This window comes from Amycolatopsis sp. 3B14, assembly GCF_050958625.1.
Lineage (GTDB): Bacteria > Actinomycetota > Actinomycetes > Mycobacteriales > Pseudonocardiaceae > Amycolatopsis_E > Amycolatopsis_E thermoflava.
The window spans coordinates 24,649-37,286 of record NZ_JBHZEN010000085.1 but is presented as its reverse complement, the minus strand read 5'-3'; the positions used below and the strand labels follow the sequence as shown (position 1 = coordinate 37,286).

10 protein-coding genes and 3 pseudogenes are annotated in these 12,638 nt (G+C 71.6%); 10 read left to right on the top strand and 3 right to left on the bottom strand.

What is annotated here, in order from left to right; translation table 11 throughout:
* Positions 1–200: 200 nt before the first annotated feature.
* Both ACCP09_RS36655 and ACCP09_RS36650 read left to right on the top strand, forming a co-directional pair.
* Complete coding sequence (locus ACCP09_RS36655) at positions 201–1,391, top strand: thiolase family protein (RefSeq protein WP_027935121.1); 1,191 nt, start codon at positions 201–203, stop codon at positions 1,389–1,391.
* The gene (locus ACCP09_RS36650) at positions 1,388–3,496 is read left to right on the top strand and encodes a 3-hydroxyacyl-CoA dehydrogenase NAD-binding domain-containing protein (RefSeq protein WP_433753503.1); all 2,109 of its coding nucleotides are present in this window, start codon (positions 1,388–1,390) and stop codon (positions 3,494–3,496) included. The genes ACCP09_RS36655 and ACCP09_RS36650 overlap by 4 nt, the downstream gene beginning before the upstream one ends.
* 154 nt (positions 3,497–3,650) lie before the next feature.
* Here ACCP09_RS36650 and ACCP09_RS36645 read toward each other — a convergent pair whose 3' ends face one another.
* Entirely contained in the window at positions 3,651–4,679 is a 1,029-nt protein-coding gene (locus ACCP09_RS36645; protein WP_433753501.1) for a LacI family DNA-binding transcriptional regulator, read from the bottom strand.
* A 131-nt stretch (positions 4,680–4,810) separates the two neighbouring features.
* On the opposite strand from ACCP09_RS36645, the gene ACCP09_RS36640 reads away from it, so the two are divergent.
* From ACCP09_RS36640 to ACCP09_RS36620, 5 genes and pseudogenes are all read left to right on the top strand, one after another.
* Complete coding sequence (locus ACCP09_RS36640; RefSeq protein WP_433753499.1) at positions 4,811–6,127, top strand: amidase; 1,317 nt, start codon at positions 4,811–4,813, stop codon at positions 6,125–6,127.
* Positions 6,128–6,140: 13 nt separating this feature from the next.
* Positions 6,141–7,019: a nitrilase family protein gene (locus ACCP09_RS36635; RefSeq protein WP_433753497.1), complete on the top strand. Its 879-nt coding sequence runs from the start codon at positions 6,141–6,143 to the stop codon at positions 7,017–7,019.
* A 5-nt stretch (positions 7,020–7,024) separates the two neighbouring features.
* Complete coding sequence (locus ACCP09_RS36630; protein WP_433753495.1) at positions 7,025–8,203, top strand: hypothetical protein; 1,179 nt, start codon at positions 7,025–7,027, stop codon at positions 8,201–8,203.
* An 11-nt stretch (positions 8,204–8,214) separates the two neighbouring features.
* A complete protein-coding gene (locus tag ACCP09_RS36625) occupies positions 8,215–8,994 on the top strand; it encodes an alpha/beta fold hydrolase (RefSeq protein WP_433753493.1) in 780 nt (259 codons plus the stop codon).
* 62 nt (positions 8,995–9,056) lie between these two features.
* Positions 9,057–9,240, top strand: a pseudogene (locus ACCP09_RS36620) (IS982 family transposase); the annotation flags it as partial.
* Positions 9,241–9,301: 61 nt separating this feature from the next.
* Here the strand turns inward: ACCP09_RS36620 and ACCP09_RS36615 are convergent.
* Positions 9,302–9,620: pseudogene (locus ACCP09_RS36615) on the bottom strand (IS982 family transposase); the annotation flags it as partial.
* On the opposite strand from ACCP09_RS36615, the pseudogene ACCP09_RS36610 reads away from it, so the two are divergent.
* From ACCP09_RS36610 to ACCP09_RS36600, 3 genes and pseudogenes are all read left to right on the top strand, one after another.
* A pseudogene (locus tag ACCP09_RS36610) lies at positions 9,607–9,783 on the top strand (IS982 family transposase); the annotation flags it as partial. The pseudogenes ACCP09_RS36615 and ACCP09_RS36610 overlap by 14 nt on opposite strands.
* A 163-nt stretch (positions 9,784–9,946) precedes the next feature.
* Positions 9,947–10,750 carry an SDR family oxidoreductase gene (locus tag ACCP09_RS36605; protein WP_433753491.1) on the top strand — a complete coding sequence of 268 codons (804 nt, stop codon included), beginning with the start codon at positions 9,947–9,949 and terminating at the stop codon, positions 10,748–10,750.
* A gap of 71 nt (positions 10,751–10,821) precedes the next feature.
* Positions 10,822–11,712, top strand: coding sequence for a helix-turn-helix domain-containing protein (locus ACCP09_RS36600; protein ID WP_433753489.1), 891 nt, complete (start codon positions 10,822–10,824; stop codon positions 11,710–11,712).
* Between the two features lies 1 nt (position 11,713).
* On the opposite strand, the gene ACCP09_RS36595 is transcribed toward ACCP09_RS36600, so the two are convergent.
* On the bottom strand, positions 11,714–12,625 hold the full coding sequence (locus tag ACCP09_RS36595; protein ID WP_433753487.1) for an LLM class flavin-dependent oxidoreductase: 912 nt from the start codon (positions 12,623–12,625) through the stop codon (positions 11,714–11,716).
* Between the last annotated feature and the right edge of the window lie 13 nt (positions 12,626–12,638).

Genomic DNA, 12,638 nt, shown 5'->3' with positions numbered 1-12,638 from the left:
ACGGGATGACCACCCAGCTTCTCTTGTGTTCAAAGATCAGCTCTCGCGGCGCTCGAAAAGGTGGTCCTACCCACCACACTGGTTACCCATCGGTAACCGGGGCTAGAGTGGCGTCATTACCGCCGGGTAACCGGCGGTCCCAGAGCTGACAGAGGGAGCACATCGTGGCTGCAACCCCCCTTGCGCCGACCGCGCGGGCGGTGCGCACCGTGGCCTTCGTCGAGGGGGTCCGCACCCCGTTCGGCAAGGCGGGTGACAAGGGCATCTACGCCAACACCAGGGCCGACGACCTCGTGGTCAAGGTCATCCGCGAACTGCTGCGCCGCCATCCGGAACTGCCGCCGGAGCGGGTCGACGACGTCGCCATCGCCGCCACGACCCAGACCGGCGACCAGGGCCTGACGATCGGCCGCACGGCCGCCCTCCTGGCCGGCCTGCCGCGGTCCGTTCCGGGCTACGCGATCGACCGCATGTGCGCCGGCGCGATGACCGCGGTCACCACGGTCGCGGGCGGGATCGGCTTCGGCGCCTACGACATCGCCATCGCGGGCGGTGTCGAGCACATGGGCCGCCACCCGATGGGCGAAGGGGTCGACCCCAACCCGCGCATCGTCGCCGACAAGCTCGTCGACCCGTCCGCGCTCGTCATGGGCCAGACCGCGGAGAACCTGCACGACCGCTTCCCGGCGATCACCAAGCGCCGCGCGGACGAGTACGCCGCGCAGAGCCAGGAGCGCTACGCCGACGCGGTCAAGGCCGGCAAGATCGGCCCCGAGCTCGTCCCGGTCGCGATCCGCTCCGAGCTGGGCTGGGGCCTGGCCACCGAGGACGAGCCGCCCCGCCCGGGCACCACCGTGGAAACCCTGGCCAACCTGAAGACCCCGTTCCGCCCGCACGGCCGGGTCACCGCGGGCAACGCCGCGGGCCTGAACGACGGCGCGACCGGCGCGATCCTCGCCGACGAGGAGACCGCCCGCGAGCTGGGCCTGCCCGTCGCGATGCGGATGGTCGGCTACTCCTTCGCCGGCGTCGACCCCGAGGTCATGGGCGTCGGCCCGGTGCCGGCCACCGAGAAGCTCCTCAAGCGGACCGGGCTGTCCATCGACGACATCGGCCTGTTCGAGATCAACGAGGCGTTCGCCGTGCAGGTCCTGGCCTTCCTGGACCACTTCGGCATCGAGCAGACCGACCCGCGCGTCAACCCGTGGGGCGGCGCGATCGCCTGCGGCCACCCGCTGGCCTCCTCCGGCGTGCGGCTGATGACCCAGCTGTCCCGCCAGTTCGCCGAGCACCCCGAGGTCCGCTACGGCATCACCACGATGTGCATCGGCCTCGGCATGGGCGGCACCGTGATCTGGGAGAACCCTGCGTACGACGGGAGTGACAAGTGACGTTCACGGTTGAGCAGGCCAAGGCCGCCTTCCCGGACGAGGTGGTCACCCGCGCCACCACGCGCCTGATCCGGGTGCCCGGCCTGGACAAGCAGGTCGCGCTGATCACGTTGGACAACGGGCACGACCACACCCGCCCGTCCACGTTCGGCCCGCAGGGCCTGGTGAGCCTGAACGCCGCGCTGGACGAGGCGTTCGCGGCGGAGCCGGCCGCCATCGCGGTCACCGGCAAGCCGTTCATCTTCGCCGTCGGCGCGGACCTGTCCGGCGTCGAGGCGATCAGCGACCCGAACCTGGCGCACGAGATCGCCGAGACCGGCCACGCGGTGTTCCGCCGCCTGACCGACTCGACGATCCCGACCTTCGCGTTCGTCAACGGCGCGGTCATGGGCGGCGGGCTCGAACTGGCACTGTCCTGCCACTACCGCACGCTGTCGGAGTCCGCCGCGGCGATCTCGTTCCCCGAGGTGTTCCTCGGCCTGTTCCCGGGCTGGGGCGGCACGCAGCTGCTGCCGAACCTGATCGGGCCGGACGCCGCGGTCACCGTGATCATCGAGAACGCGCTGAACCAGAACAAGATGCTCAAGCCGGCGCAGGCCGCGCAGCTGGGCATCGTGGACGAGCTGCTGGGCAGCGCGGACTTCCTCGAGCAGTCCCTGCTGTGGCTGGCGAAGGTCGTCAACGGCCAGGTCACCCCGCAGCGCAAGGAGATCGACCGCGGCGCAGGCTGGGACGCGGCGATCGCCCGCGCCAAGGCCCTCGTGGACGGCAAGACCAAGGGCGCGTCGCCGGGCGCGACCAAGGCCGTCGAGCTGCTCGAACTCGCCCGCGCGAACGACCTCGACGCCGGGTACGCGGCCGAGACGCAGGCGCTGGCGCAGCTGCTGATGGACGACACGCTGCGCGCCGGGCTGTACTCGTTCAACCTGGTCAACAAGCGGGCCAAGCGCCCGGCAGGCGCGCCGGACAAGTCGCTGGCACGCAAGGTGACCAAGGTCGGCGTGGTCGGCGCGGGCCTGATGGCGAGCCAGCTGGCGCTGCTGTTCGTGCGGCGCCTGAAGGTCCCGGTCGTGCTGACGGACGTGGACCAGGCGCGCGTCGACAAGGGCGTGTCCTATGTGCACGGTGAGATCGACAAGCTGCTCGGCAAGAAGCGGATCTCACCGGACGAGGCGAACCGGCTCAAGGCGCTGGTCAGCGGCTCGCTGGACAAGGCCGCCTTCGCGGACGCGGACTTCGTGATCGAGGCCGTGTTCGAGGAGATGGGTGTCAAGCAGCAGGTCTTCGGCGACCTGGAGAACTACGTCAAGCCCGAGGCGATCCTGGCGACGAACACCTCGTCGCTGTCGGTGTCGGAGATGGCGTCGAAGCTGCAGCACCCGGAGCGGGTCGTCGGGTTCCACTTCTTCAACCCGGTGGCCGTGCTGCCGCTGCTGGAGATCGTGCGCGGCGAGCAGACCGACGACGCGGCGCTGGCGACGGCGTTCGCGGTCGGCAAGCAGCTGAAGAAGTCCAGCGTGCTGGTCTCCGACGCCCCGGCGTTCGTGGTGAACCGGCTGCTGCTGCGCTTCCTCGGCGAGGTGCTGACCGCGGTCGACGAGGGCACCCCGTTCGACGTGGCCGACCGGGCGCTGGAGCCGCTGGGCCTGCCGATGTCGCCGCTGACGCTGATGCAGCTGGTCGGCCCGGCGATCGCGCTGCACGTGGGCGAGACGCTGCACGGCGCGTTCCCGGACCGGTTCCCGGTGAGCGAGAACCTGAAGAAGTTCGTCGCGTCGGGCAAGACCGCGGTGTGGCAGTGGGACGACAAGGGCAACCCGAGCGTCGACCCGGAGGTCGCGGCGCTGTGGCAGCAGGGTGACCAGCCCTCGACCGCGGAGCAGCTGCGCGAGCGGGCGCTGGCCGCGATCGCCGAGGAGATCCAGATCATGCTCGACGAGGGCGTGGTCGCGGAGGCGCAGGACATCGACCTGTGCCTGATCCTCGGCGCGGGCTGGCCGTTCTGGCTCGGTGGCATCACGCCGTACCTGGACCGGACCGGCGTTTCGCAGAAGGTGACCGGCAAGCCGTTCCTGGCGCCGGGTGTGGCCTCGGTGCCCGCGTAACCGGCCGAACCTGGCGGCCCCCTCGCGTGTCCTACCACCGCGCGAGGGGGCCTTTCCACGTCTGCGAGGTGCGGCTTTGGGGTGGGTTGCCGCGGAAGTCCAGCGTGGACAAGCGGGTGTACTGGTCGTTGGCGGTCGGTATGCTGATCGCGCCCTACGTGGTCTGGATCGCCTGACCGGTCGTGGACGCCCGGACGAACAACTCCGGCTCCAGGCGCTCCGACTCCGGCGACTGTCCGTTGAGGACGGTGATCAGCAGTTCGAGCGCGCGCCGTCCCATCTCGTGCATCGGGGAGCGGACGCTGGTCAGCGGGACCGGCAGTTCGGCCGCCAGCGGGGTGTCGTTGAAACCCGCCACGGCGACGTCGACCCCGGGGCGCAGGCCGGCGTCCCGCACGGCGCCGAGCGCGCCGATCGCCGCGAAGTCGTTGACGGCGAAGATCGCCGTCGGGCCGGTCTCCGTCAGCAGCCGCTCAGCCGCCCGGTGGCCGCCCGCGGTGTCGAATCCCGAGTGGACAGTCGCGACGTCGAGCCCCTCCTCGCGGTACCGGTCGGTGAACCCGGCCGTCCGGTCGATGCCGGTGCTCGCGAACGGCTCCCCGGCGATCACCCCGGCCCGCCGGTGCCCGAGCTCCAGGAAGTGCTCCGCCACCAGCCTGCCGCCGAGGTAGTCGTCGCAGGTGACCGACGGGTGCTCGCCCGCGTGGCGGCTGACCAGCACGAACGGCACGCGTCGCTCGGCCAGCTCACCGGTGAACTCCCCGTCGTGGTGCGCGTCGCCCAGGATGAGGCCGTCCACGCGGCGCGACAACGCCAGCTCGGTGCGCGCCCGCTGCTCGGCCGGCCGGTCGTGGCTGTTCATCACGAACGTCGCCAGCCCGTGCCCCGCCGCCGCGTCCTCGATGCCCTCGTAGATCGTGGCGAGGACGACGTCGGACAGCCGCGGCACCAGCACCCCGACGAGGTTGCTGCGCTGGGTGCGCAGGCTCTTCGCGTGCGGGTTGGGCCGGTAGTCCAGCCGGGCCGCCCACTCCCGGATCGCGTCGGCCGTCTCGCGTGAGGCCGCGCGCGCGGCGTCCTCCGGCGACCCGTTGAGCACGCGGGACACCGTGGAGATGTCGACCCCGGCGCTCTGCGCGACGGTCCGCAACGTGGCCGGCCGCTTGCGCTCCGCTCGACCCACTTCCCAGCCTTCCGCCCGGCCACCCCTTGACGGCGGCTCCCGGGCTCCTTGATACTACCCAAACGATTTTCCCAAACGTTTGGGTTCACGCGCAACACGGACCCAAACGTTTGCGCAAGGAGAGGAACACCGTGTCGTCATCCCTCGGGACCAGGCTTGCCCCGCCGCCCGGCGCGGGGTGGTTCGCGCACCGGCCGGTGGCCGGCCTGGCCGCGGACCTGCGCGCCGGACGGCTCACGCCACGCGACCTGGTCGAGACCGCGCTCGCCGAACTCGCCAGGTGGGAGCCGGTGATCAACGCGTTCGTCACCGTCGACGACGCCGGCGCCCGGGCCGCCGCCGACCAGGCGGGGCGCGAACTGGCGGCGGGCGTGGACCGCGGGCCGCTGCACGGCGTCCCGGTCGCGGTCAAGGACGTGATCGACGTGCGCGGGCTGCCGACCACCGCCGGTTCCCGCCAGTTCGCGGGCCACGTCGCCGCCGCGGACGCCGACTGCGTGCGACGGCTCCGCGCGGCGGGTGCGATCGTCCTCGGCAAGACCGCCACCCACGAAATCGCGTTCGGGCCGACCGGTGACCGCGCCGCGAACGGCCCGGCCCGCAACCCGTACGACCCTCGCCGGATGACTGGCGGGTCGAGCAGCGGCTCGGCGGCGGCGGTCGCGGCGGGTGTCGTCCCGCTCGCACTCGGCACCGACACCGGCGGCTCCGTCCGGATCCCCGCCGCGTGCTGCGGGATCGTCGGCCTGAAACCGACGCACGGCGCGCTGAGCACACAGGGCGTCCTGCCGTTGGCGCCGTCGCTGGACACCGTCGGCCCGCTGGCCCGCATGACCGCGGACGTGCGTCTGCTGTGGACCGTCCTGAGTGGAACCGAACACCGCCGCACCGCACCCCGCGCCGTGTGGCTGCCACCGGACACGATCCACCCGACCGCGCCGGAAGTGACCGCCACGGTCCGCGAGCGCCTGCCTGACCTCGACGAAGTCGTTGTCCCGCAAGCGGAATCCCTCCGCTCCGCGTACGCGGAGATCCAGGGCAGCGAGGCCTACGCCGTGCACGCGGAGCGGCTCGCCGACCGGCCGGACCTGTTCGGCGACGAGGTCCGCGACCGCCTCCGGGCCGGTGGCGAAGTCCGCGGCTGGGAGTACGTCCGCGCCCGCGAGCTGCGCGACCGGGTCCGCGGCGAAGTGCTGGACCTGCTGCGCGAACACGGGATCCTCGCGCTGCCCACGACCCCGCTGCCCGCCCCGCCGATCGACGCCCGCACCTCCGACGTCGGCGACGTGCGAGCCGCACTGCTGTCGCTGACCAGCCCGTGGAGCGTTCTCGGGCTGCCCGCCCTGTCCGTCCCCGCCGGTCTCGCCGGCGAGCTGCCTGTGGGACTGCAGCTCGTCGGCCCACCCGGCTCCGAGCACGACCTCCTGACGATCGCCGAACACCTCTGAAGGGAACAGCCGAATGTCGACGAGCGCCATCACCGCCGCTGCCGTGCAGTGCGACCCCCAGGTCGGGCTGGAGAACAAGGACAAGAACCTCGAGCGGACCCTCGAACTGGTCACCGAGGCCGCCGACCAGGGCGCGAACCTGGTCGTGCTGCCCGAACTGGTCAACACCGGCTACTCCTTCGCCACGCGCGAGGAGGCCTACGCACACGCCGAGCAGCTGACCGGCCCGACGGTGCAGGCGTGGACCGAGCTCGCCCGCAGCCGCGGCCTCCACCTCGTCGGCGGGATCACCGAACTCGACGGGGTGCGCCTGTTCGACACGGCTGTCCTCATCGGACCGGACGGCCTGATCGGGCACTACCGCAAAACCCACCTGTGGCACCGGGAGAAGCTCGTCTTCACCCCCGGCGACCTCGGGTTTCCGGTGTTCGAGACCCGCATCGGCCGGATCGGCCTGCTGATCTGCTGGGACATCTGGTTCCCGGAGGTCGCGCGCCTGCTCGCGGTGCAGGGCGCGGACGTCATCTGCAGCGTGAACAACTGGGTATGGACGCCGCCGCCGCTGTTCGACGACGCCGGCCGGTGCATGGCCGCCTACCTGACCATGACCGCTTCGCACGTCAACGGTGTGCCGATCGTCGCGGCGAACCGGGTCGGCGAGGAGCGCGGCGCGAAGTTCCTCGGGTGCTCGCTGATCACCGGCACCAACGGCTGGCCCGCGAGCGAGGTCGCCGCGCCCGAGGGCGACACGATCGTCTACAGCGGACTCGACCTGATGGCCACCCGGTCCGCGGCGATCTGGAACGAGCTCAACGACCTGCCGCGCGACCGCCGCACCGACCTCTACGATCCCCTGCTGGGATACCGCGGCGGCCAGGCCTACCCGCGGTGATCCCGGTGCTCACCACGACCCGCCGGGCGACGAAGCCCGCCGGCGCGTTCGGCCGATGGCTGACCGGCGCCGCACTGTTCGGGGTCACCGCGGGCCTCGCCCTGCTGCTGGCCCGCGTCACCGGTTCGCTGCCGCACGTCCTGTCCGCGTACGACGAGTGGCAGGAGCAGGCCTACCACCACATCCCGCAGTTCCTGCGCTGGGTCCTGGGCGACACCACCGAGGCGCAGTTCTACAAAACCGCGCTCGGCGGCCTCGGTCTGCTGGCCGGTGGCTGGATCGCGCACGTGGGGTGGCGGCGGGGCCGCCGCTGGGCCGGGTTCGCGGTCAGCGGGGGCACCGGGTTGTGGCCGTGGGTCACCGCCGCGGCTCTGCTCGGGCTGCTGTTGTCCAACCTGGCCTGGGGGTGGACGATCCCCGCGACCGGCGCGTGGCAGCCGACGTTCGTGGCGTTCGTGTCGGTGCCGCCCATGGTGGTCCTGACCTACGGCGCGGGCTGGCGGGTCGCCGTCACCGGCGCGGTCCTCGGCGCGGCGCTGACCACGCCCGCCGCGTTGCTGCTGGTCAACCTCGTGTGCGTGCCGCTGGGGCAGCCCGCGGTGCTGGGCTCGGTGACCGCGATGTGGGTCAGCGCGCTGATCGCGTTCCCGCTGTGCCGTCGCCTCCCGTGGCTTCCGCGGCCGGTCCCGCCGCCGGCCGCGCAGCGCACCGTGCCGCGGCAAGGACCGGTCTGGGTGGTGCGGCGCGTGCTCGCCGACTTCACCGAGGCTCCCTTCCACGGCAACGAGATCGCCTCGCTCGGGCTGCTCGCCGGCACGGTGCTGACCTACCTGCTCAACCCGCTGACCCCGGTCTACGGCAGCGGTCTGCTGCCCGCCCTGCTCACCGCGCAGGTGCTCACCGCCACGCTCGGCGTACTGGTGTACCGGCGGCAGTGGGCGCGGCACGGCTGGTACCCGACGTTCGTGCCGGTCGTGTCCGTCGCGCCCGCGGTGGTGCTCACCTACGGGCCGACGTGGCCCGCCGTGCTGAGCGGCGCGGTGCTCGGGGCGCTGGCCGCTCCCCCGCTGGCCGCGCTCGCGTCCCGCCGCATCCCGCTCGGCGTGCATCCCTGCGCGGGCAACATGTTCGCCATGACGGTGTGCACCGGCGTCCTCGTTCCCCTGCTGGACCTCGTTCTGTGAAAGGAAAACCGATGGAGATCCTGCGGTTCGACCGCGACGGCACGACGTTGACCGCCGAGCGGCGCGACGGTGACGGGCCGCCGGTGGTCGTGGTGCCCGGCGTGATGGCCGACGCCGCGTCGTGGCGGCCGGTGGTCGACGCCCTTTCGCTGCCCAACCCGGTCGTCGTGCTGAACCGGCGTGGCCGGGCGCCCAGCGGCCCGCTCGGCGACGGGTACTCGCTGCGCACCGAGATCGACGACCTGCACCACGTGCTCGACGCCCTCGGCGGCGACGTGGAACTGTTCGGCTGGAGCTACGGCGGGCTGATCGCGCTGGAAACCGCTGTGCAGCGGCGCGATCTGCGGTCCGTCGTGGCCTACGAACCGGTGTCGAGCCCGTTCGGGGTCCACGCGCTGGAGCCGTTGCGGGCGGCCGAGGGCGATCTGGACCGCGCGGTGGAGATCGTGAACCGCGACGTGTCCGGGTTCTCCGCGGAGTACGTGGCGGCGCTGCAGGAGAGCCCGGTGTGGCCGGTGCTGCGCCCGCTGGCCGATCCGCTCGCGGCCGAACTCGCCGCGCTGAACGCGCACGAGCCGGCCTTCGACCGCTACCGCGACCTCGACGTGCCGGTCACGTTGCTGCTGGGCGAGCTGAACGCAGGCGCCGAGCCGTACGGCACGGCGTTCGAGGCGTTCGAGCGGGCGCTGCCCCAGGCCCGGCGGGTCGTCCTGCCCGGCCAGGGGCACCTCGCGCACGCCCAGGGGCCGGAGGTGCTGGCGAAGCACCTCGCGGCGGCGATCCGGCCCTAGACGAGTAATGCGGAAGTCTGGGTGGTGTCTGGAGACGGACGAAGGGTGTTCAAGATCCGTTTGTGACGACAGACCTGAACACCCTTCTCACCGCACTCTACGTCAAGATCGACGACCACCTGGCAGGCTGGCGTCGGCTGGGCCGGCCACCGAAGCTGACCGACGCCGAGTTGGTCACCCTGGCCGTGGCTCAGGCGTTGCTGGGGTTCACCTCCGAGGCGCGCTGGTTGCGGTTCCTGCCTGTCCGGATGCCCGGCGCGATGAGCTGGCGGATGGACTTGAGCAGCGGCTCACCGGGATGGGGCTAGCGGTTGCGGTAGGACGGCCGGATCAGCCGGACGCCGCGCTCGGTGAGGTAGTGGTCGAGTTCGCGGGCCCCAGAACCAGCGGGAGTGTGAGCGGCAGAAGCCGTATTTGGCCCAGCCAGCTAACTCCGAACGCTTGACCGTCGGCCGGGAGCGGCCGCATTCGACCGGGGTGGAGTCGACGATCCAGGTGGCGTCGGTCCGCAGGTCTGTATCGGCTGCGAGCCAGCGCATCACGTGCTTGCTCAGCGGCAACGCGGCACGCCGCCGGCGGTTGTAGCCGGACTGGCCGGGCAAGTACCGGAACGAGTCGGTCAACGACACCCTCAAAGCCCAACTAAACCTAGAACAGCACGGCGGACGCACCATCGAAGGCGTCGGCGTCCGCATCGCCCAACGCCTCCTGGCCCTCACCGCCGCCATCCGGCACAACCGCACCACCGGCCAACCCACCACCCGATCCCTGACCGCCTACGACCACTGACCGAGTTACGCATCACTCATCTAGGCCTGCGCCCCCTTGGGAGACGAGGGGTCTCCCAGTACCTGCATCACCAGGGTCTCCCGGACGTCCAGGACGCGTGTCAGTTTGGTTGAGCCGGCTCCCAGCCAGCTACATGCAGTCACGACAAAAGGGACGATGACCCATGGCGGACAACCAGTTCACCACCCACGCGGATCTCTTCGATCTGAGCGGGAAGTACGCACTTGTCACTGGTGGCACCAGGGGCATCGGGATGATGATCGCGCGGGGCCTGCTGCAGGCGGGCGCCCGCGTCGTCATCAGCTCACGCAAGGCCGACGCGTGCGCGGAGGCACAGCATCTACTCTCCGAGTTCGGCGACGTCCGAGCGTTCCCCGCCGACCTGTCCAGGTACGACGAGTGCCAGCGCCTCGCCGATCTCGTCACAGGCGACTCGGATCGCGTGGACATCCTCGTCAACAACGCGGGAGCGATGTGGCGCGAGCCGCTGGAGACATTCCCGGCCGAGGCCTGGGACACGGTGATCGACCTCAACCTCAAGTCGCCGTTCTGGCTGGTGCAGGCGCTGCTCCCCGCACTTCGCCGGGCGGGCACCGCCGACGATCCCGCGCGGATCATCAACATCGGCAGTATCGCCGCCATCCACGTCGCCGAGTCGCCCAACTACTCGTACGCCGGCAGCAAAGCCGCGCTCCACCAACTCACCAGGGTGCTCGCCAGGGAACTGGGCCCCCAGCACGTCACGGTGAACGCGGTGGCCCCAGGACCGTTCCCGTCGCAGATGATGGCGTCCACGCTCGATGCGATCGGCGACAAGATCGCGGCGAAGGCCCCGCTGCGCCGGCTCGGCCGCGACGACGACATGGCAGGTGTCGCCGTGTTCCTCGCCAGCCGGGCCGGGTCCTACCTGACGGGCGCCATCGTCCCGGTCGACGGCGGCATCGCCACGACCGCAACGGGTACCTAGGCGTCGGCGCGAGGCGACGGGGGTACCAGCAGAACCTCCCTTCGCCCGCGGACAGGGCCTACGGTCAAGTGGTGGCCAAGATCGATCCGCGCACCGAGATCAAGGAATTCCTGAGTTCGCGTCGCGCGCGGATCACGCCGGAGCGGGCCGGCCTGCCCGCCTACGGCGGCAACCGCCGGGTCGAAGGCCTGCGTCGCGAAGAGGTGGCTCTGCTGGCGGGGGTGTCGGTCGACTACTACGTGCGCTTGGAGCGCGGCAGCCTCACCGGCGCCTCCGACGGGGTGCTCGACGCGTTGGCCGCTGCCCTGCAACTCGACGAGGCCGAGCGCGATCACCTGTTCCACCTCGCGCGGCAGCCCAGGGCGCCCGGTGGTCCACGCGCCGTGACGGTGCGTCCGGCCCTTCAGCAGGTGCTCGACGCCATCACCGATGCGCCGGCTTGGATTTGCGATGGACGTTATGACGTGCTGGCCGTGAATCACCTTGCCCGCGCGCTGTATTCACCGGTGCTGGCCGGCCCGCGGCGGCCGGCGAACACCGCGCGGTTCGTGTATCTGGATCCCGGCGCGGCGAGAACGTTCTTCGTCGACTACGACCGAATCGCCTGCGACGTGGCTGCGAAGCTGCGCATGGAAGCCGGCCGCGATCCGCACGACGAGGAGCTGATCGCCCTGGTCGGTGAATTGTCGGCACGCAGTGAGCTCTTCCGGCAGCGGTGGGCATCCCAGGACGTTCGGCTCCACCGGTCCGGACGCAAGCGTCTGCACCACCCGGTAGTGGGCCGGCTCGACCTGGACGTCGAGTCGATGGAGATGCCCGCCGAACCCGGCCTGCTCATGAACATCTACACCGCGCCCGCCGGCACGGCGACCGCGGACGGCCTGGCACTGTTGGCGTCGTGGGCGGCCGGCCTTGGGCACCCGCGGTTGGAGCGCAGGCAAGGCCAGTCGGGGTCGCCGTAGCCTAGGCCTCCTTGGCGACGATCTCGCGAACCGCCGGCACGATCTCGCGGGCCCAGCGGCCGAGGGACACGTCGTCGTGGGCGGCGTGGCCCGGTGGGAACAGGATGAAGCCGGACATCCGGTGTTCGAGGACGCCCGAGGTCAGCTCCTCGACCCACTGGTCCACGGACCCGCCGATCCAGCGGCCCTCGTCGTCCCGCGTCTTCGGCAGCGGCGCGTCGGTGATCCGGCCGGGGAAGTTCAGGATCGTGCGGACCTCGCGCGGGTCGCGGCCTGCCGCGGCCGCCGCCTCGTCGATCACCGGCCGCGACGTGCGGTACCGCTCGCTCAGCCAGTCCGCCGCGTGGCCCGGCAGCCAGCCGTCGGCCACGCGGCCGGTCGCGGCGAGCGATTTCCGCCCCACCGACCCGGTCCACACCGGCGGCGCGGCCACCGGCGCGGGCTCGATGTCGCGCACCCGGTAGTGCCGCCCCTCGTGGGTCACCGGCTCTCCGCCGCCGGCCAGGCTCTTGACCAGCAGGATCGCCTCCTCGAAGGCCTCCACCGCCTCGGCCGGGGTGAACCGCCGCCCGCCCATGTCGGCGATCCGGTCCGGCAGCCCGCCCGCGCCCATCCCGAGCACGACCCGGCCACCGGACAGCGCCGACAGGGTCGTCACCGTCCTGGCCAGCATCGCCGGGGGCCGCAGCGGCAGGTTGGTGACGTTGGCGAAGCCCGCGATGCGCTCGGTGTTGCCGAGCAGGAACCCGATGGTCGCGTAGGCGTCCAGCCGGCTCCCGAAGTAGGGGTGGTCGGACAGCGAGACCAGGTCGAGCCCGTCGGCGTCCGCGCGCCGGGCCATGCGCAGCAGCTCCGGCACCTCGTCGACGCCGGTGTGCGCGCCGAACCCGAAAACCACGTCAGGTGCAGTCATATGAATCCCTCCA

Excerpts from the sequence above, each read along its gene's own strand:
- ACCP09_RS36605 (WP_433753491.1), top strand. The coding sequence starts at position 9,947 with ATGGCGGACAACCAGTTCACCACCCACGCGGATCTCTTCGATCTGAGC.
- ACCP09_RS36635 (WP_433753497.1), top strand. The coding sequence starts at position 6,141 with ATGTCGACGAGCGCCATCACCGCCGCTGCCGTGCAGTGCGACCCCCAG.
- ACCP09_RS36625 (WP_433753493.1), top strand. The coding sequence starts at position 8,215 with ATGGAGATCCTGCGGTTCGACCGCGACGGCACGACGTTGACCGCCGAG.
- ACCP09_RS36595 (WP_433753487.1), bottom strand. The coding sequence starts at position 12,625 with ATGACTGCACCTGACGTGGTTTTCGGGTTCGGCGCGCACACCGGCGTC.